This window comes from Pseudomonas sp. BF-B-15, assembly GCF_019946675.1.
In the GTDB taxonomy this organism is placed as follows: domain Bacteria; phylum Pseudomonadota; class Gammaproteobacteria; order Pseudomonadales; family Pseudomonadaceae; genus Aquipseudomonas; species Aquipseudomonas migulae.
On the sequence record NZ_JAGYFZ010000040.1, the window covers coordinates 13,896 to 30,038 of the forward strand.

A 16,143-nucleotide genomic window follows, 5' to 3' on the forward strand; every position below is an offset into this window, starting at 1 on the left:
CAGGGGCTTTTTCGTTGACACTGTAGGAGCACAGCTTGCTGGCGATGGCGATATCAAGGAAGCCTTCGCCAGCAAGCTGTGCTCCTACGGTTCAATGTCAGGTGTGAGATTGCAGGTAATTTTCCAGACCGATCAACTTGATCAGACCCAACTGCTTCTCGAGCCAGTAGGTGTGGTCTTCTTCGGTATCGTTCAGTTGAATGCGCAGCATCTCGCGGCTGACGTAGTCTTTGTGCTGCTCGCAGAGTTCGATGCCCTTGCAGAGCGCGGCGCGGACTTTGTATTCCAGTCGCAGGTCGGCAGCTAGCATGTCAGGAACCGTGGTGCCGACATCAAGATCGTCCGGACGCATGCGTGGCGTGCCTTCGAGCATCAGAATTCGGCGCATCAGCGCATCGGCGTGCCCCGCTTCCTCTTCCATCTCGTGGTTGATTCGTTCGTAGAGCTTGGTGAATCCCCAGTCCTCATACATCCGCGAGTGAACGAAATATTGATCACGCGCGGCCAGTTCGCCGGTCAGCAACGTGTTGAGGTAATCGATTACGTCTGGGTGGCCTTGCATCGCCCTACATCTCCCTGCTTGAAAGTCTGTAGTTTGAACCACAGCGACTGTTTGGTCACTTGGTTTGCGCGATAAAAGCGAAGATATTCTGAGAAAAGTAGTTTAAATAGCGCAAAAACCGCCCTAATGAGGGCGGTTCTGCTTCTCGTTTAGACTTCGTTAATCTGTACGTTGAGCGCCTTTGCGATTGCGTCTCCATAAGCCGGGTCGGCCTTGAAGAAATGCTGCAACTGGCGATCCACTACATCAGCGGAGACCCCTGCCATCGCGCCCGCAATATTGTTGGTCAGCAGGTTTTTCTGCTCATCACTCATCAAACGGAACAACGCACCTGCGTGGCTGTAGTAGTCCGTGTCTTCGCGATGATCGTAACGATCAGCCGCACCGCTCAATGCCAAAGCAGGCTCAGCATAACGAGGCGCCTGTTTTGGCGACTCTACGTAACTGTTCGGCTCGTAGTTCGGCGCTGCACCGCCATTGCTGCCAAATGCCATGGAGCCATCACGCTGGTAGCTGTTGACCGGGCTGCGCGGCGCATTCACCGGCAGTTGCTGATGGTTGGTACCAACACGGTAGCGGTGCGCATCGGCGTAAGCGAACACTCGCCCTTGCAGCATGCGGTCTGGCGACAGGCCGACACCTGGCACCATATTGCTCGGACCGAACGCCGCTTGTTCAACTTCCGCGAAGTAGTTCTGCGGATTGCGGTTGAGCTCGAGCTCACCCACTTCGATCAGTGGGAACTCTTTCTGCGACCAGGTCTTGGTCACATCGAAAGGGTTCTCGTAATGCGCCGCAGCCTGGGCCTCGGTCATGATCTGAATGCATACACGCCATTTTGGGAAGTCGCCGCGCTCAATCGCTTCGAACAAGTCGCGCTGTGCGTAATCCGGATCGGTGCCCGCCAGGCGAGCAGCTTCTGCCGGCGCCAGGTTCTTGATCCCTTGCTGGGTCTTGTAATGCCACTTCACCCAGTGACGCTCGCCGCTGGCACTGATCAGGCTGTAAGTGTGGCTGCCGAAGCCGTGCATGTGACGGTAGCCGTCAGGGATGCCACGGTCCGAAAACAGGATGGTGACCTGGTGCAGCGCCTCAGGCGAGTGCGACCAGAAGTCCCACATCATCTGCGCACTTTTCAGGTTGCTTTGCGGCAGGCGTTTTTGGGTATGGATAAAGTCCGGAAACTTGAGCGGATCACGAATGAAAAACACAGGGGTGTTGTTGCCAACGATGTCCCAGTTGCCTTCTTCGGTATAGAACTTCAGGGCAAAGCCACGTGGATCGCGTTCTGTGTCAGCCGAGCCGCGCTCACCGCCCACGGTGGAAAACCGCAGAAACGTTGGGGTCTGCTTGCCGACCGATTCGAACAGCTTGGCGCTGGTGTACTCAGTGATGTCACGCGTCACGGTGAACGTGCCGTAAGCACCCGAGCCCTTGGCGTGTACGCGGCGCTCAGGAATATTTTCACGGTTGAAGTGGGCAAGCTTCTCGATCAGGTGGAAGTCGTCGAGCAGCAATGGGCCACGAGGGCCGGCGGAGCGGGAATTCTGGTTGTCGGCGACAGGAGCGCCACTGGCGGTGGTAAGTATTTTATTTTGGCTCATGCGATCTCTTCCTCTGTCAGTCTAGAACTGCCGGCTAATCGGCTGAGAGGAAGTATTGATCACCAACGTTACACCTACAAATTCATTAACTTGTAAGTGTCGATAGAAAATTACTAACGAAGAGCCTACTTTTCAGACGCCCACAAAAAACCGGGCACTAGGCCCGGTTCTTCGTTTCAGACTGACGTCTTACTCAGCGGATACAGCTTCACCGCCGGTAGCACGATCAACCAACTCGACGTACGCCATAGGCGCGTTGTCGCCAGTGCGGAAGCCGCACTTGAGGATGCGCAGGTAGCCACCCTCACGGGTAGCGTAACGCTTGCCCAGGTCGTTGAAGAGCTTACCAACGATAGCTTTCGAACGAGTACGGTCGAAAGCCAGACGGCGGTTAGCCAGGCTGTCTGTCTTGGCCAAAGTGATCAGCGGCTCAGCAACGCGACGCAGTTCTTTAGCTTTCGGCAGTGTAGTTTTGATCAGCTCGTGCTCGAACAGCGACACTGCCATGTTTTGGAACATGGCCTTGCGGTGCGAGCTAGTGCGGCTCAGGTGACGACCACTTTTACGATGACGCATGGTTCATTCCTTACCAAACACGACGTTCGGTGATTACGACGATCAGGCAGTCGCCTTGTCGTCCTTCTTAAGACTTGCAGGCGGCCAGTTGTCGAGGCGCATGCCGAGGGACAGACCGCGGGAGGCCAGAACGTCCTTGATTTCAGTCAAGGATTTCTTGCCAAGGTTCGGAGTCTTCAACAGCTCTACTTCGGTACGCTGAATCAGGTCACCGATGTAGTAGATGTTTTCCGCCTTAAGGCAGTTAGCCGAACGTACAGTCAGTTCCAGATCGTCAACCGGGCGAAGCAGGATCGGATCGATCTCGTCTTCCTGCTCGACAACCACTGGCTCACTGTCACCTTTGAGGTCGACGAACGCAGCCAACTGCTGTTGCAGAATGGTTGCAGCGCGACGGATAGCCTCTTCAGGATCCAGAGTACCGTTGGTTTCCAGATCAATAACCAGCTTGTCCAGGTTAGTACGCTGTTCGACACGGGCGTTTTCCACCACGTATGCGATACGGCGAACCGGGCTGAACGAAGAGTCAAGCTGCAAGCGACCGATGCTGCGGCTTTCGTCTTCATCGCTCTGACGCGAGTCTGCCGGTTCATAACCACGACCACGAGCTACGGTGAGCTTCATGTTCAGGGCGCCGTTAGACGCCAGGTTAGCGATTACGTGATCGGGGTTAACGATCTCGACATCATGATCCAGCTGAATATCGGCAGCGGTAACCACCCCCGAACCCTTCTTCGACAAGGTCAGCGTAACTTCGTCACGACCGTGCAGCTTGATAGCCAGACCTTTAAGGTTCAACAGGATTTCAATTACGTCTTCCTGTACGCCTTCGATTGCGCTGTACTCATGGAGTACACCGTCAATCTCGGCCTCGACTACTGCACAGCCGGGCATTGAGGACAACAGGATGCGGCGCAGCGCGTTGCCCAGGGTGTGGCCGAAACCACGCTCGAGAGGCTCGAGAGTGATCTTGGCGCGGGTTGGACTGACAACCTGCACATCAATATGGCGGGGTGTCAGGAACTCATTTACCGAAATCTGCATGGATGCACCTATTTTCTAGCCCTTACTTGGAGTAGAGCTCGACAATCAGGCTTTCGTTGATGTCGGCGGACAGATCACTGCGAGCTGGAACGTTCTTGAAAACGCCCGACTTCTTCTCAGTGTCTACTTCTACCCATTCTACGCGGCCACGTTGGGCACACAGATCGAGAGCTTGGACAATGCGAAGTTGGTTCTTTGCTTTCTCGCGAATCGCGACCACGTCACCAGCACGAACCTGGTAAGACGGTACGTTTACGGTCTGACCGTTAACGCTGACGGATTTGTGCGATACCAGCTGACGGGATTCGGCACGAGTAGAGCCAAAACCCATACGGTATACAACGTTGTCCAGACGGCATTCGAGCAGTTGCAGCAGGTTTTCACCGGTTGCACCTTTCTTGCCAGCAGCTTCTTTGTAGTAGCCGCTGAATTGACGCTCGAGAACGCCGTAGATACGACGGACCTTCTGCTTTTCACGCAGTTGGGTGCCGTAATCGGACTGGCGACCGCGGCGTTGGCCGTGGATACCAGGTGCTGCTTCAATGTTGCACTTCGATTCGATCGCGCGCACGCCGCTCTTCAGAAAGAGATCGGTGCCTTCGCGACGAGCGAGTTTGCATTTTGGACCAATGTAACGAGCCATTCTTTACAATCTCCTGGATTACACGCGGCGCTTCTTCGGCGGACGGCACCCGTTGTGCGGGATTGGCGTCACGTCGGTGATGCTGGCGATCTTGTAGCCACAGCCGTTCAAAGCGCGGACTGCAGATTCACGACCTGGGCCTGGACCTTTGACGTTAACGTCGAGGTTTTTCAGACCGTATTCCAGCGCAGCTTGACCAGCACGTTCAGCAGCTACTTGAGCAGCAAACGGGGTGGACTTGCGGGAACCGCGGAAACCCGAACCACCGGAGGTAGCCCAGGAAAGAGCGTTGCCTTGACGGTCGGTGATGGTCACGATTGTGTTGTTAAAAGAAGCATGGATGTGGGCGATGCCATCAACCACTGTCTTTTTAACTTTTTTACGAGGACGAGCAGCAGGTTTAGCCATGATTAATTTCCTGTCGATTCGCTGGGGCGATTACTTGCGGATCGGCTTACGCGGACCTTTACGGGTACGCGCGTTAGTCTTGGTACGCTGACCGCGTACTGGAAGACCACGACGATGACGCAGACCGCGATAGCAACCGAGGTCCATCAAACGCTTGATTTTCATGTTGATTTCGCGACGCAGGTCACCTTCAGTGGTGAACTTCGCCACTTCGCCACGCAGCTGTTCAATCTGCTCGTCGCTCAGATCCTTGATCTTTGCGGCTGGGTTTACCCCAGTCACTGCACAGATCTTCTGTGCAGTAGTGCGACCAACACCATAGATGTAGGTCAGCGAGATAACAGTATGCTTGTTATCTGGAATGTTAACGCCTGCAATACGGGCCATTCAGTGGGACTCCAATTGACAGCTACCTACGCCCCGGAAGCCAAGAAATAGGGCGCGAGATAATATCGCTGTAATAACAAATAATCAACCCGGTAGCGCACTAGCTACCGGGCTTGAAGCACAATCACACTCAGCCTTGGCGCTGTTTGTGACGCGGTTCCGCGCTGCAAATTACTCGAACAACACCTTCGCGGCGAATAATCTTGCAGTTACGGCACAGCTTTTTCACCGATGCACGAACTTTCATCACCAACTCCTCGAACCTTATGGGTACTCAGCGCAACATGCCGCTGCCGTAACCCTTCAGGTTGGCTTTCTTCATCAGGGATTCGTACTGGTGCGAAACGAGGTGCGATTGTACTTGGGACATGAAGTCCATCACAACCACGACGACGATCAGCAACGAGGTCCCGCCAAGGTAGAACGGTACGTTTGCCGCAACCACCAGGAACTGGGGAAGCAGACACACGGCCGTCATGTAAAGAGCACCGAACATGGTCAAGCGAGTCAGAACGCCATCAATGTAGCGCGCAGACTGCTCACCTGGACGGATGCCCGGAATAAAGGCACCGGACTTCTTCAGGTTTTCCGCTACGTCTTTCGGATTGAACATCAACGCCGTATAGAAGAAGCAGAAGAAAATAATCCCTGCACTAAACAGCAGAATATTCAACGGCTGACCAGGAGCGATCGACTGCGAGATGTCCTGCAACCAGCCCATACCTTCAGACTGGCCGAACCAGGCACCCAACGAAGCCGGGAACAGCAAAATGCTGCTCGCGAAAATGGCCGGAATAACACCGGCCATGTTCACCTTCAGCGGCAAGTGGCTAGTCTGCGCAGCGAAGACCTTACGGCCCTGCTGACGCTTGGCGTAGTGAACAGCAATACGACGCTGACCACGCTCAATGAACACCACGAAACCGATAATCGCTACTGCCAGCAAACCGATGGCAACCAGGGCGAAGATGTTGATATCACCTTGACGTGCAGACTCGAAAGACTGCCCGATCGCTCTCGGAAGACCGGCGACGATACCCGAAAAAATCAACATCGAGATACCGTTGCCAACACCACGCTCAGTAATCTGCTCACCCAGCCACATCATGAACATCGCACCAGCCACAAATGTGGATACCGCGACGAAATGGAAGCCAAAGTCACCAGTGAACGCAACGCCCTGCCCTGCCAGACCAATGGACATGCCAATTGCCTGAACAAGAGCGAGGACGACAGTGCCGTAGCGGGTGTACTGGCTGATCTTGCGACGGCCAGCTTCACCTTCCTTCTTCAACTGCTCCAGCTGCGGGCTGACGGCGGTCATCAGCTGCATGATGATCGATGCCGAAATGTACGGCATGATCCCCAATGCAAAGATGCTCATCCGTTCCAGCGCGCCGCCGGAAAACATGTTGAACAAGCTAAGAATGGTCCCCTCATTCTGTCGAAACAGGTCCGCGAGTCGGTCCGGGTTGATACCTGGAACCGGGATGTGTGCGCCTATTCGGTAGACGATAATCGCCAGGAACAGAAAACGCAGACGAGCCCAGAGTTCAGACATACCGCCTTTGCCGAGCGCAGAGAGAGCACCTTGCTTAGCCATTTATTCCTCGAACTTGCCGCCAGCTGCTTCGATAGCCGCACGCGCACCTTTGGTGGCGCCGATTCCCTTTCCGATGGTAACAGCGCGAGTCACTTCACCGGACAGCATGATTTTCACACGCTGTACGTTGACGTTGATCACGTTGGCATCTTTCAAGGACTGCACGGTGACGATGTCGCCTTCCACTTTAGCCAGCTCGGACAAACGCACTTCTGCGCGATCCATGGCTTTCAGGGAAACGAAACCGAACTTCGGCAGGCGACGATGCAGCGGCTGTTGACCGCCTTCAAAGCCTGGAGCAATGGTGCCACCGGAGCGGGAGGACTGACCTTTGTGGCCACGGCCACCGGTCTTACCCAAACCACTACCGATACCACGGCCCGGACGATGCTTTTCGCGACGGGAACCCGGCGCTGGACTCAGATCATTGAGTTTCATCGATTAACCCTCGACACGCAGCATGTAGTAAGCCTTGTTGATCATCCCGCGATTCTCGGGAGTATCAAGTACTTCTACAGTGTGACCGATGCGACGCAGACCCAGACCCTTAACGCACAGTTTGTGGTTAGGGATGCGGCCGGTCATGCTTTTGATCAGCGTAACTTTAACGGTAGCCATGATCAGAAGATCTCCTTGACGCTTTTGCCACGCTTGGCGGCAATGGATTCAGGAGACTGCATAGCTTTCAAACCTTTGAAAGTGGCGTGAACCACGTTTACCGGGTTAGTCGAGCCGTAGCACTTGGCCAGAACGTTCTGAACGCCAGCAACTTCGAGGACAGCACGCATAGCGCCGCCAGCGATGATACCGGTACCTTCAGAAGCAGGCTGCATGTACACCTTCGAAGCGCCGTGACCGGACTTCATTGCGTACTGCAGAGTGGTGCCGTTCAGGTCAACTTGGATCATGTTGCGGCGAGCAGCTTCCATTGCCTTCTGGATCGCAGCAGGCACTTCACGTGACTTGCCACGGCCGAAGCCAACACGCCCTTTACCATCACCAACCACGGTCAACGCGGTGAAAGTGAAGATACGGCCGCCTTTAACGGTTTTGGCTACGCGGTTAACTTGAACCAGCTTCTCGATGTAGCCTTCGTCGCGCTTTTGGTCGTTATTTGACATAACTTAGAACTCCAGCCCAGCTTCACGAGCAGCATCAGCCAGCGCCTTGACGCGGCCGTGGTACTTGAAGCCAGAGCGGTCGAAAGCCACCTGCGAGACGCCAGCGGCTTTAGCACGCGTAGCGACCAGCTGGCCAACCTTAGTGGCCGCGTCGATGTTGCCAGTGGCGCCATCACGCAGTTCTTTATCCAAAGTCGAGGCAGATGCCAGGACTTTGTTGCCGTCGGCCGAAATGACCTGGGCGTAGATGTGCTGCGACGAGCGGAACACGCAGAGACGCACGACTTCGAGTTCGTGCATTTTCAGGCGTGCTTTGCGAGCGCGACGCAGTCGAGTAACTTTTTTGTCGGTCATTTGCTATGCCCTACTTCTTCTTGGCTTCTTTACGACGGACGACTTCGTCCGCGTAGCGCACACCTTTGCCTTTGTACGGCTCTGGTGGACGGAAGTCGCGGATCTCGGCGGCCACTTGACCTACCAGCTGCTTATCGATGCCCTTGATCAGGATATCGGTCTGGCTAGGAGTCTCAGCGGTGATGCCTTCCGGCAGTTCATAATCCACTGGGTGCGAGAAGCCAAGAGCCAGGTTCAGCACTGTGCCTTTTGCTTGCGCTTTGTAACCAACACCGACCAGCTGGAGCTTACGCTCGAAGCCTTGGCTTACGCCTTGGACCATGTTGTTTACCAACGCACGAGTGGTACCAGCCATTGCGCGAGTTTGTTGATCGCCATTGCGAGCAGCGAAACGCAGCTCACCAGCTTCTTCAACGATCTCAACGGACGAATGGATGTTCAGTTCGAGAGTGCCCTTGGCACCCTTCACCGAAAGCTGTTGGCCTGCGAATTTGACTTCGACGCCGGCTGGCAGCTTAACGGGGTTCTTAGCGACGCGTGACATGCTTATCCCCCCTTAGAACACAGTGCAAAGAACTTCGCCGCCGACACCGGCAGCGCGCGCAGCACGATCCGTCATCACACCTTTGTTGGTGGAGACGATAGACACACCGAGACCGCCACGAACTTTTGGCAGATCATCGACGGACTTGTACTGACGCAGGCCTGGACGGCTAACGCGCTTCACTTCCTCGATGACCGGACGGCCTTCGAAGTACTTCAGCTCGATGGACAGCAGTGGCTTGATTTCGCTGCTGATCTGATAACCCGCAATGTAACCTTCGTCCTTCAGGACTTTGGCAACAGCTACCTTCAAAGTAGAAGATGGCATGCTTACGACGGACTTTTCAGCCATCTGGGCATTACGGATTCGAGTTAGCATGTCCGCTAACGGGTCCTGCATACTCATGGGCTAGACGCTCCTAATACACAAAAAATTAGCCTTGCGGCTACTACGTGTCGCCGAGGACATCCATGCAAAAAAAGCACGGGCTCAGGCGAGCCGGGTATTCTAGACACACCCCACAAATGAATCAAGCCCCAAAAGGGGCTTGATTCAAGTTCAAGGTCACCGGCGGTCAGGATCTTGCGATCCCGAACACCGAGACTTTGATAGTGCTTACCAGCTGGCTTTAACCAGACCAGGTACGTCACCACGCATTGCAGCTTCACGCAGTTTGTTACGGCCAAGGCCGAACTTGCGGTAAACGCCGTGTGGACGACCGGTCAGGCGGCAGCGGTTACGCATGCGCGAAGCGCTTGCGTCACGTGGCTGCTTTTGCAGAGCTACTGTAGCTTCCCAACGCGCTTCTGGACTTGCGTTCAGATCAACGATGATAGCTTTCAGTGCTGCACGCTTTTTGGCGTACTTGGCAACCGTGAGCTGACGCTTCAGCTCGCGGTTTTTCATGCTCATCTTGGCCATTTTCCTACTCCAATCAGTTGCGGAACGGGAATTTGAAAGCACGCAACAGGGCGCGACCTTCATCATCGTTCTTGGCAGTGGTGGTCAGGGTAATGTCCAGACCGCGGAGAGCATCGATCTTGTCGTAGTCGATTTCCGGGAAGATGATCTGCTCTTTAACGCCCATGCTGTAGTTACCACGACCATCGAAGGACTTGGCATTCAGGCCGCGGAAGTCGCGAACCCGAGGCAGGGAGATCGACAGCAGACGATCCAGGAACTCGTACATACGCTCACGGCGCAGGGTCACTTTGACGCCGATCGGCCAACCTTCACGGACTTTAAAGCCAGCGATGGATTTCCGAGCGTAAGTCACAACGACTTTCTGGCCGGTGATCTTTTCCAGGTCAGCAACAGCGTGCTCGATGACTTTTTTGTCACCGACTGCTTCGCCCAGACCCATGTTCAGGGTGATTTTGGTAACGCGTGGAACTTCCATCACGTTCGAAAGCTTAAGTTCTTCCTTAAGCTTCGGTGCGATTTCTTTCCAGTAAATCTCTTTTAGTCGTGCCATGGTCTCATCTACCTAGCAGTGTTCAAGCATCAACCGCTTTTTGGGTCGACTTGAAGACACGAATTTTCTTGCCGTCTTCTACTTTGAAACCAACGCGATCAGCCTTGTTGGTTTCGCCGTTGAAAATGGCTACGTTAGAAGCGTCCAGTGGAGCTTCTTTCTCGACGATACCGCCTTGTACGCCCGACATCGGGTTAGGCTTGGTATGACGCTTGACCAGGTTCAGACCACCGATAACCAGACGGTTATTAGCGAGAACCTTAAGCACCTTACCGCGCTTACCTTTGTCTTTGCCGGCGATCACGATGATCTCGTCGTCACGACGAATCTTTTGCATGTCGGATCTCCTTACAGCACTTCTGGGGCGAGCGAGACGATCTTCATGAACTTCTCAGTACGAAGTTCACGGGTCACTGGCCCAAAGATACGGGTGCCGATCGGCTCTTGCTTGTTGTTCAGAAGAACAGCAGCGTTGCCATCAAAGCGGATAATGGAGCCATCAGCACGACGAACGCCGTGACGAGTGCGGACTACAACAGCAGTCATCACTTGGCCTTTTTTCACTTTACCGCGAGGAATTGCTTCCTTCACGGTAACTTTGATGATGTCACCGATACCAGCGTAACGACGATGGGAGCCACCCAGCACCTTGATGCACATAACGCGGCGAGCGCCGCTGTTATCGGCCACATCGAGCATGGATTGAGTCTGAATCATATAATTTCTCCGACCCCTAGTCCTTAGACTTCCACAGCGCGTTCGAGAACATCAACCAGCGCCCAAGACTTGGTCTTGGCCAAAGGACGAGTTTCACGAATAGTGACTTTGTCGCCGATGTGGCACTGATTGGTTTCGTCGTGCGCGTGCAGCTTAGTCGAACGCTTAACGTATTTACCGTAGATCGGGTGCTTAACGCGACGCTCGATCAGAACGGTGATGGTCTTGTCCATTTTGTCGCTGACAACACGGCCAGTCAGCGTACGGACGGTTTTTTCGGCTTCAGCCATGATTACTTACCTGCCTGCTGTTTGAGCACAGTCTTCACGCGAGCGATGTCACGCTTAACTTGCCGGAGCAGGTGAGACTGCCCCAACTGGCCAGTTGCTTTCTGCATGCGCAGATTGAACTGGTCGCGCAGCAGGCCGAGCAGTTGCTCGTTAAGCTGCGGCGCGTCTTTTTCACGAAGTTCGTTCGCTTTCATCACATCACCGTCCGTTTAACGAAGGCAGTGGCGAGCGGCAGCTTTGCAGCAGCCAGGGCAAATGCCTCACGCGCCAGCTCTTCAGAAACACCCTCGATTTCATACAGGACTTTGCCTGGCTGAATCTGGGCAACCCAGTATTCCACGCTACCTTTACCTTTACCCATCCGAACTTCGAGTGGCTTCTTGGAAATAGGCTTGTCCGGGAATACACGGATCCAGATCTTGCCGCCACGTTTAACGTGACGGGTCAGAGCACGACGCGCTGACTCGATCTGACGAGCGGTGAGACGACCACGAGCTACAGACTTCAGCGCGAACTCGCCGAAGCTGACTTTGCTACCGCGCAATGCCAGGCCACGGTTGTGACCAGTCATCTGCTTGCGGAACTTCGTACGCTTTGGTTGCAACATTTGGCGTACCCCTTACTTAGCAGCTTTTTTACGAGGCGCTGGTGCTTGTGGTTTCAGTTCTTCTTGGCGACCACCAATTACTTCGCCTTTGAAGATCCAAACCTTTACACCGATCACACCGTAAGTGGTGTGAGCTTCGTAGTTGGCATAGTCGATGTCGGCACGCAGGGTGTGCAGTGGCACACGACCTTCGCGATACCATTCAGTACGTGCGATTTCAGCACCGCCGAGACGACCGCTCACTTGGATTTTGATGCCTTTGGCACCAATGCGCATGGCGTTCTGTACAGCGCGCTTCATAGCGCGACGGAACATTACGCGACGCTCCAGCTGCTGAGCTACGCTCTGCGCAACCAACATACCGTCGAGTTCCGGCTTGCGGATTTCTTCGATATTGATGTGCACAGGCACACCCATTTGCTTGGTCAGGTCCTGACGCAGTTTCTCAACATCTTCACCTTTCTTCCCGATAACGATACCTGGACGAGCGGTGTGGATGGTGATACGTGCAGTTTGGGCCGGACGATGGATATCGATACGGCTTACGGACGCGCTTTTTAGTTTGTCTTGGAGATACTCACGCACCTTCAGATCAGCGAACAAATAGTCCGCATAAGTCCGACCGTCTGCGTACCAGACGGAGGTGTGCTCCTTGACGATTCCCAGGCGAATGCCAATGGGATGTACTTTCTGACCCATCTCTTCGACTCCGTTACTTGTCAGCAACCTTGACAGTGATATGGCAAGACCGCTTGACGATGCGATCAGCACGGCCTTTGGCACGTGGCATGATTCGCTTCAGCGAACGCCCTTCGTTGACGAAAACGGTGCTGACTTTAAGGTCATCAACGTCTGCGCCTTCGTTATGCTCGGCGTTGGCTACGGCCGACTCCAGCACTTTCTTCATGATCTCGGCGGCTTTCTTACTGCTGAAAGCCAACAAGTTGAGCGCTTCGCCCACCTTCTTCCCGCGGATCTGGTCGGCGACCAAGCGGGCTTTCTGGGCGGAGATTCGAGCGCCCGACAACTTAGCGGCTACTTCCATTTCCTAACCCCTTAACGCTTGGCTTTCTTGTCAGCCACGTGCCCACGATAAGTGCGGGTACCGGCGAACTCGCCCAGTTTGTGGCCGACCATGTCTTCGTTCACGAGAACTGGCACATGTTGACGACCGTTGTGTACTGCGATGGTCAGACCGACCATTTGTGGCAGGATCATCGAACGGCGCGACCAGGTTTTAACTGGTTTGCGATCGTTCTTTTCCGCCGCCACTTCGATCTTCTTCAGTAGGTGAAGATCGATAAAAGGACCTTTTTTCAGAGAACGTGGCACTGTCGTATCCCTCTATTTACTTGCGACGACGGACGATCATTTTGTCGGTACGCTTATTACCACGAGTCTTCGCGCCCTTAGTCGGGAAGCCCCATGGCGATACCGGATGACGACCACCAGAGGTACGACCTTCACCACCACCATGTGGGTGGTCAACCGGGTTCATGGCAACACCACGAACGGTTGGGCGAACGCCACGCCAGCGTTTGGCACCAGCTTTACCCAGCGAACGCAGGCTGTGCTCGGAGTTCGAGACTTCGCCCAGGGTCGCGCGGCATTCAGCCAGCACTTTACGCATCTCACCAGAACGCAGACGCAGGGTCACATAGACACCTTCACGAGCGATCAGCTGAGCCGAAGCACCAGCGGAACGAGCGATTTGCGCGCCTTTACCTGGCTTCAATTCGATGCCGTGTACGGTACTACCAACTGGAATGCTGCGCAGTTGCAACTGGTTGCCCGGCTTGATCGGAGCCAAAGCACCCGAAATCAGCTGGTCACCAGCGTTCACGCCTTTAGGGGCGATGATGTAACGGCGTTCGCCGTCTGCGTACAACATAAGAGCAATGTGAGCAGTACGGTTTGGATCGTATTCGATACGCTCGACAGTGGCTGGAATGCCATCTTTGTCGTTGCGACGGAAATCGACCAGACGATAATGCTGCTTATGGCCACCACCGATGTGACGAGTGGTAATACGACCATTGTTGTTACGACCACCAGACTTCGATTTCTTCTCGAGCAGCGGTGCGTGAGGAGCGCCTTTATGCAGCTCCTGGTTGACCACCTTGACCACATGACGGCGGCCAGGGGAAGTCGGTTTGCATTTAACGATTGCCATGATGCACCCCTTCCTTACTCAGCACTGCTGCTGAAATCGAGATCTTGGCCTGGCTGAAGGGAGATAACTGCCTTCTTCCAGTCATTACGCTTGCCCAGACCGCGAGCAGTGCGCTTGCTCTTACCCAGAACATTCAGGGTAGTAACACGCTCTACTTTCACGCTGAACAGGCTTTCGACGGCCTTCTTGATTTCCAGCTTGGTTGCGTCAGTGGCAACCTTGAAAACGAACTGGCCTTTCTTGTCTGCCAGAACCGTAGCCTTCTCGGAAACGTGCGGGCCAAGCAGAACTTTAAATACGCGTTCCTGGTTCATCCCAGCAGCTCCTCGAATTTCTTCACGGCCGACACGGTGATCAACACCTTGTCGTATGCGATCAGACTAACTGGATCGGAACCTTGCACATCACGTACATCTACGTGCGGCAGGTTGCGAGCAGCCAGGTACAGGTTCTGATCAACAGCGTCCGACACGATCAGAACGTCGGTCAGGCTCATGTTGTTCAGTTTGCCCAGCAGGTCTTTGGTTTTCGGCGTTTCAACGGCGAAATCCTGAACCACGACCAGACGATCAGTACGCACCAGCTCAGCAAGGATGGAACGCATTGCTGCGCGATACATCTTCTTGTTCAGCTTCTGGGAGTGATCCTGAGGACGAGCTGCGAAAGTGGTACCGCCGCCACGCCAGATTGGGCTACGGATAGTACCGGCACGAGCACGGCCAGTACCTTTCTGACGCCATGGGCGCTTACCGCCACCACGAACGTCGGAACGGGTCTTTTGCTGCTTGCTACCTTGACGGCCGCCGGCCATGTAGGCCACGACTGCTTGGTGAACCAGCGTCTCGTTGAATTCGCCGCCAAATGTCAGTTCGGAAACTTCGATCGCTTGAGCGTCATTTACATTTAATTGCATGTCAGCTTCCCCTTAACCGCGAGCCTTGGCTGCTGGACGTACAACCAAGTTGCCGCCAGTAGCGCCAGGAACAGCGCCCTTGACCAACAACAGATTGCGTTCAGCGTCCACGCGCACTACTTCGAGGGACTGCACGGTCACGCGCTCAGCGCCCATATGACCGGACATTTTTTTGCCCTTGAATACACGACCAGGAGTCTGGCACTGGCCGATAGAGCCTGGAACGCGGTGGGACACGGAGTTACCGTGGGTATTATCTTGCCCGCGGAAGTTCCAACGCTTGATCGTACCCTGGAAGCCTTTACCTTTGGACTGACCGGTTACATCAACCAGTTGACCAGCGGCGAAGATTTCAGCGTTGATCAGATCGCCGGCCTGGTACTCGCCTTCTTCAAGACGGAATTCCATTACGGTACGACCAGCGGCAACGTTCGCTTTAGCGAAGTGGCCAGCCTGAGCGGCTGTAACACGCGAAGCACGACGCTCGCCTACAGTGACTTGCACTGCACGATAGCCATCGGTCTCTTCAGTTTTGAACTGGGTGACGCGATTCGGCTCGATCTCAATGACCGTGACCGGAATGGAGACACCTTCTTCGGTGAAAATACGGGTCATACCGCATTTACGACCGACTACACCAATAGTCATGTTGTAAACCTCATGAGTGTACGGGGCTTTCACCCGCTATGGCCGCCCATTTCAGAGCGTTACACGACTAAGACCGAGTCTTAGCCGAGGCTGATCTGCACTTCCACACCGGCCGCAAGATCAAGCTTCATAAGAGCATCAACGGTTTTATCCGTTGGCTGGACGATGTCCAGAACGCGCTTATGAGTACGGATCTCGTACTGGTCACGCGCGTCTTTGTTGACGTGCGGGGAGACCAGAACGGTGAACCGCTCTTTACGGGTAGGCAGTGGAATTGGACCACGCACTTGAGCACCAGTACGTTTCGCGGTTTCCACGATTTCCTGGGTGGATTGGTCGATCAGGCGATGGTCAAAAGCCTTCAACCTGATACGGATTTGCTGATTTTGCATTGGATTTCAGACTCCGGCTGCTATTCCCACCGGGCGCAATACGCCCGTTAAAAGGAGGCGCAATTCTATAGACGCCCCAGATA

At 54.6% G+C, this 16,143-nt stretch carries 30 protein-coding genes; all 30 read right to left on the minus strand.

Features of this window, described 5'->3' with window-relative positions:
• Positions 1–97 precede the first annotated feature (97 nt).
• The 30 genes from bfr to rpsJ all read right to left on the minus strand — a co-directional run bounded on the left by bfr (position 98) and on the right by rpsJ (position 16,060).
• Positions 98–562 carry a bacterioferritin gene (bfr, locus tag KGA97_RS14810; RefSeq protein WP_008030905.1) on the minus strand — a complete coding sequence of 155 codons (465 nt, stop codon included), beginning with the start codon at positions 560–562 and terminating at the stop codon, positions 98–100.
• A gap of 149 nt (positions 563–711) precedes the next feature.
• A complete protein-coding gene (locus KGA97_RS14815) occupies positions 712–2,166 on the minus strand; it encodes a catalase (RefSeq protein WP_192420659.1) in 1,455 nt (484 codons plus the stop codon).
• A gap of 189 nt (positions 2,167–2,355) precedes the next feature.
• Positions 2,356–2,742: a 50S ribosomal protein L17 gene (rplQ, locus tag KGA97_RS14820; protein WP_007943777.1), complete on the minus strand. Its 387-nt coding sequence runs from the start codon at positions 2,740–2,742 to the stop codon at positions 2,356–2,358.
• A gap of 42 nt (positions 2,743–2,784) precedes the next feature.
• A complete protein-coding gene (locus KGA97_RS14825) occupies positions 2,785–3,786 on the minus strand; it encodes a DNA-directed RNA polymerase subunit alpha (protein WP_003186012.1) in 1,002 nt (333 codons plus the stop codon).
• Between the two features lie 22 nt (positions 3,787–3,808).
• A complete protein-coding gene (gene rpsD / locus KGA97_RS14830) occupies positions 3,809–4,429 on the minus strand; it encodes a 30S ribosomal protein S4 (protein ID WP_003210056.1) in 621 nt (206 codons plus the stop codon).
• An 18-nt stretch (positions 4,430–4,447) separates the two neighbouring features.
• Entirely contained in the window at positions 4,448–4,837 is a 390-nt protein-coding gene (gene rpsK / locus KGA97_RS14835; protein ID WP_002555466.1) for a 30S ribosomal protein S11, read from the minus strand.
• A gap of 30 nt (positions 4,838–4,867) precedes the next feature.
• On the minus strand, positions 4,868–5,224 hold the full coding sequence (gene rpsM / locus KGA97_RS14840) for a 30S ribosomal protein S13 (protein WP_003186020.1): 357 nt from the start codon (positions 5,222–5,224) through the stop codon (positions 4,868–4,870).
• A 130-nt stretch (positions 5,225–5,354) separates the two neighbouring features.
• Positions 5,355–5,471: a 50S ribosomal protein L36 gene (gene rpmJ, locus KGA97_RS14845; protein ID WP_002555468.1), complete on the minus strand. Its 117-nt coding sequence runs from the start codon at positions 5,469–5,471 to the stop codon at positions 5,355–5,357.
• A gap of 27 nt (positions 5,472–5,498) precedes the next feature.
• Positions 5,499–6,827 (minus strand): preprotein translocase subunit SecY, encoded by a 1,329-nt coding sequence (secY, locus tag KGA97_RS14850; protein WP_003228718.1) that lies wholly within the window; start codon positions 6,825–6,827, stop codon positions 5,499–5,501.
• Positions 6,828–7,265, minus strand: a complete 438-nt coding sequence (gene rplO, locus KGA97_RS14855; protein ID WP_007896782.1) for a 50S ribosomal protein L15 — start codon at positions 7,263–7,265, stop codon at positions 6,828–6,830.
• A gap of 3 nt (positions 7,266–7,268) precedes the next feature.
• Positions 7,269–7,445 carry a 50S ribosomal protein L30 gene (gene rpmD / locus KGA97_RS14860; RefSeq protein WP_003186033.1) on the minus strand — a complete coding sequence of 59 codons (177 nt, stop codon included), beginning with the start codon at positions 7,443–7,445 and terminating at the stop codon, positions 7,269–7,271.
• 2 nt (positions 7,446–7,447) lie between these two features.
• Positions 7,448–7,948 (minus strand): 30S ribosomal protein S5, encoded by a 501-nt coding sequence (gene rpsE / locus KGA97_RS14865; protein ID WP_007943782.1) that lies wholly within the window; start codon positions 7,946–7,948, stop codon positions 7,448–7,450.
• 3 nt (positions 7,949–7,951) lie between these two features.
• The gene (gene rplR, locus KGA97_RS14870) at positions 7,952–8,302 is read right to left on the minus strand and encodes a 50S ribosomal protein L18 (RefSeq protein ID WP_003186037.1); all 351 of its coding nucleotides are present in this window, start codon (positions 8,300–8,302) and stop codon (positions 7,952–7,954) included.
• Positions 8,303–8,312: 10 nt separating this feature from the next.
• Positions 8,313–8,846 carry a 50S ribosomal protein L6 gene (gene rplF, locus KGA97_RS14875; RefSeq protein ID WP_003176412.1) on the minus strand — a complete coding sequence of 178 codons (534 nt, stop codon included), beginning with the start codon at positions 8,844–8,846 and terminating at the stop codon, positions 8,313–8,315.
• Positions 8,847–8,858: 12 nt separating this feature from the next.
• Positions 8,859–9,251: a 30S ribosomal protein S8 gene (gene rpsH, locus KGA97_RS14880; protein ID WP_003186040.1), complete on the minus strand. Its 393-nt coding sequence runs from the start codon at positions 9,249–9,251 to the stop codon at positions 8,859–8,861.
• A gap of 210 nt (positions 9,252–9,461) precedes the next feature.
• Complete coding sequence (gene rpsN / locus KGA97_RS14885; protein WP_003176414.1) at positions 9,462–9,767, minus strand: 30S ribosomal protein S14; 306 nt, start codon at positions 9,765–9,767, stop codon at positions 9,462–9,464.
• A gap of 13 nt (positions 9,768–9,780) precedes the next feature.
• A complete protein-coding gene (gene rplE, locus KGA97_RS14890) occupies positions 9,781–10,320 on the minus strand; it encodes a 50S ribosomal protein L5 (RefSeq protein WP_003176415.1) in 540 nt (179 codons plus the stop codon).
• A 22-nt stretch (positions 10,321–10,342) separates the two neighbouring features.
• Positions 10,343–10,657, minus strand: a complete 315-nt coding sequence (gene rplX, locus KGA97_RS14895; protein WP_003176416.1) for a 50S ribosomal protein L24 — start codon at positions 10,655–10,657, stop codon at positions 10,343–10,345.
• 11 nt (positions 10,658–10,668) lie between these two features.
• Positions 10,669–11,037: a 50S ribosomal protein L14 gene (gene rplN, locus KGA97_RS14900; protein ID WP_002555479.1), complete on the minus strand. Its 369-nt coding sequence runs from the start codon at positions 11,035–11,037 to the stop codon at positions 10,669–10,671.
• Positions 11,038–11,060: 23 nt separating this feature from the next.
• Complete coding sequence (gene rpsQ / locus KGA97_RS14905) at positions 11,061–11,327, minus strand: 30S ribosomal protein S17 (protein WP_003176419.1); 267 nt, start codon at positions 11,325–11,327, stop codon at positions 11,061–11,063.
• Between the two features lie 2 nt (positions 11,328–11,329).
• Entirely contained in the window at positions 11,330–11,521 is a 192-nt protein-coding gene (gene rpmC / locus KGA97_RS14910; protein ID WP_008030901.1) for a 50S ribosomal protein L29, read from the minus strand.
• Positions 11,521–11,934: a 50S ribosomal protein L16 gene (rplP, locus tag KGA97_RS14915; protein WP_008030899.1), complete on the minus strand. Its 414-nt coding sequence runs from the start codon at positions 11,932–11,934 to the stop codon at positions 11,521–11,523. The genes rpmC and rplP overlap by 1 nt, the downstream gene beginning before the upstream one ends.
• Positions 11,935–11,946: 12 nt before the next feature.
• Positions 11,947–12,633, minus strand: a complete 687-nt coding sequence (gene rpsC, locus KGA97_RS14920) for a 30S ribosomal protein S3 (protein WP_003176422.1) — start codon at positions 12,631–12,633, stop codon at positions 11,947–11,949.
• 13 nt (positions 12,634–12,646) lie between these two features.
• Complete coding sequence (rplV, locus tag KGA97_RS14925) at positions 12,647–12,979, minus strand: 50S ribosomal protein L22 (protein WP_003103908.1); 333 nt, start codon at positions 12,977–12,979, stop codon at positions 12,647–12,649.
• A gap of 11 nt (positions 12,980–12,990) precedes the next feature.
• A complete protein-coding gene (rpsS, locus tag KGA97_RS14930; protein WP_002555486.1) occupies positions 12,991–13,266 on the minus strand; it encodes a 30S ribosomal protein S19 in 276 nt (91 codons plus the stop codon).
• Between the two features lie 16 nt (positions 13,267–13,282).
• Entirely contained in the window at positions 13,283–14,107 is an 825-nt protein-coding gene (gene rplB / locus KGA97_RS14935; RefSeq protein ID WP_008030897.1) for a 50S ribosomal protein L2, read from the minus strand.
• Positions 14,108–14,121: 14 nt separating this feature from the next.
• Entirely contained in the window at positions 14,122–14,421 is a 300-nt protein-coding gene (gene rplW, locus KGA97_RS14940) for a 50S ribosomal protein L23 (RefSeq protein ID WP_002555488.1), read from the minus strand.
• Positions 14,418–15,020 (minus strand): 50S ribosomal protein L4, encoded by a 603-nt coding sequence (gene rplD / locus KGA97_RS14945; RefSeq protein ID WP_003228735.1) that lies wholly within the window; start codon positions 15,018–15,020, stop codon positions 14,418–14,420. Before rplD ends, rplW begins: the two co-directional genes overlap by 4 nt.
• A 12-nt stretch (positions 15,021–15,032) precedes the next feature.
• On the minus strand, positions 15,033–15,668 hold the full coding sequence (gene rplC / locus KGA97_RS14950; protein WP_003186059.1) for a 50S ribosomal protein L3: 636 nt from the start codon (positions 15,666–15,668) through the stop codon (positions 15,033–15,035).
• 80 nt (positions 15,669–15,748) lie between these two features.
• Complete coding sequence (gene rpsJ / locus KGA97_RS14955; RefSeq protein WP_003186070.1) at positions 15,749–16,060, minus strand: 30S ribosomal protein S10; 312 nt, start codon at positions 16,058–16,060, stop codon at positions 15,749–15,751.
• Positions 16,061–16,143: the final 83 nt, after the last annotated feature.

Coding starts and splice junctions, on each gene's coding strand:
- rpsC (WP_003176422.1), bottom strand. CDS start 12,633: ATGGGTCAGAAAGTACATCCCATTGGCATTCGCCTGGGAATCGTCAAG.
- rplX (WP_003176416.1), bottom strand. CDS start 10,657: ATGCAAAAGATTCGTCGTGACGACGAGATCATCGTGATCGCCGGCAAA.
- rpsD (WP_003210056.1), bottom strand. CDS start 4,429: ATGGCTCGTTACATTGGTCCAAAATGCAAACTCGCTCGTCGCGAAGGC.
- bfr (WP_008030905.1), bottom strand. CDS start 562: ATGCAAGGCCACCCAGACGTAATCGATTACCTCAACACGTTGCTGACC.
- rpmC (WP_008030901.1), bottom strand. CDS start 11,521: ATGAAAGCGAACGAACTTCGTGAAAAAGACGCGCCGCAGCTTAACGAG.
- rpsQ (WP_003176419.1), bottom strand. CDS start 11,327: ATGGCTGAAGCCGAAAAAACCGTCCGTACGCTGACTGGCCGTGTTGTC.
- rplB (WP_008030897.1), bottom strand. CDS start 14,107: ATGGCAATCGTTAAATGCAAACCGACTTCCCCTGGCCGCCGTCATGTG.
- rplF (WP_003176412.1), bottom strand. CDS start 8,846: ATGTCACGCGTCGCTAAGAACCCCGTTAAGCTGCCAGCCGGCGTCGAA.
- rplE (WP_003176415.1), bottom strand. CDS start 10,320: ATGGCACGACTAAAAGAGATTTACTGGAAAGAAATCGCACCGAAGCTT.
- rplC (WP_003186059.1), bottom strand. CDS start 15,668: ATGACTATTGGTGTAGTCGGTCGTAAATGCGGTATGACCCGTATTTTC.
- rpsM (WP_003186020.1), bottom strand. CDS start 5,224: ATGGCCCGTATTGCAGGCGTTAACATTCCAGATAACAAGCATACTGTT.
- rpsJ (WP_003186070.1), bottom strand. CDS start 16,060: ATGCAAAATCAGCAAATCCGTATCAGGTTGAAGGCTTTTGACCATCGC.
- secY (WP_003228718.1), bottom strand. CDS start 6,827: ATGGCTAAGCAAGGTGCTCTCTCTGCGCTCGGCAAAGGCGGTATGTCT.
- rplD (WP_003228735.1), bottom strand. CDS start 15,020: ATGCAATTAAATGTAAATGACGCTCAAGCGATCGAAGTTTCCGAACTG.
- KGA97_RS14825 (WP_003186012.1), bottom strand. CDS start 3,786: ATGCAGATTTCGGTAAATGAGTTCCTGACACCCCGCCATATTGATGTG.
- KGA97_RS14815 (WP_192420659.1), bottom strand. CDS start 2,166: ATGAGCCAAAATAAAATACTTACCACCGCCAGTGGCGCTCCTGTCGCC.
- rpsK (WP_002555466.1), bottom strand. CDS start 4,837: ATGGCTAAACCTGCTGCTCGTCCTCGTAAAAAAGTTAAAAAGACAGTG.
- rpmD (WP_003186033.1), bottom strand. CDS start 7,445: ATGGCTACCGTTAAAGTTACGCTGATCAAAAGCATGACCGGCCGCATC.
- rplV (WP_003103908.1), bottom strand. CDS start 12,979: ATGGAAGTAGCCGCTAAGTTGTCGGGCGCTCGAATCTCCGCCCAGAAA.
- rpmJ (WP_002555468.1), bottom strand. CDS start 5,471: ATGAAAGTTCGTGCATCGGTGAAAAAGCTGTGCCGTAACTGCAAGATT.
- rpsH (WP_003186040.1), bottom strand. CDS start 9,251: ATGAGTATGCAGGACCCGTTAGCGGACATGCTAACTCGAATCCGTAAT.
- rplO (WP_007896782.1), bottom strand. CDS start 7,265: ATGAAACTCAATGATCTGAGTCCAGCGCCGGGTTCCCGTCGCGAAAAG.
- rpsE (WP_007943782.1), bottom strand. CDS start 7,948: ATGTCAAATAACGACCAAAAGCGCGACGAAGGCTACATCGAGAAGCTG.
- rplW (WP_002555488.1), bottom strand. CDS start 14,421: ATGAACCAGGAACGCGTATTTAAAGTTCTGCTTGGCCCGCACGTTTCC.
- rplN (WP_002555479.1), bottom strand. CDS start 11,037: ATGATTCAGACTCAATCCATGCTCGATGTGGCCGATAACAGCGGCGCT.
- rpsN (WP_003176414.1), bottom strand. CDS start 9,767: ATGGCCAAGATGAGCATGAAAAACCGCGAGCTGAAGCGTCAGCTCACG.
- rplP (WP_008030899.1), bottom strand. CDS start 11,934: ATGTTGCAACCAAAGCGTACGAAGTTCCGCAAGCAGATGACTGGTCAC.
- rplR (WP_003186037.1), bottom strand. CDS start 8,302: ATGACCGACAAAAAAGTTACTCGACTGCGTCGCGCTCGCAAAGCACGC.
- rplQ (WP_007943777.1), bottom strand. CDS start 2,742: ATGCGTCATCGTAAAAGTGGTCGTCACCTGAGCCGCACTAGCTCGCAC.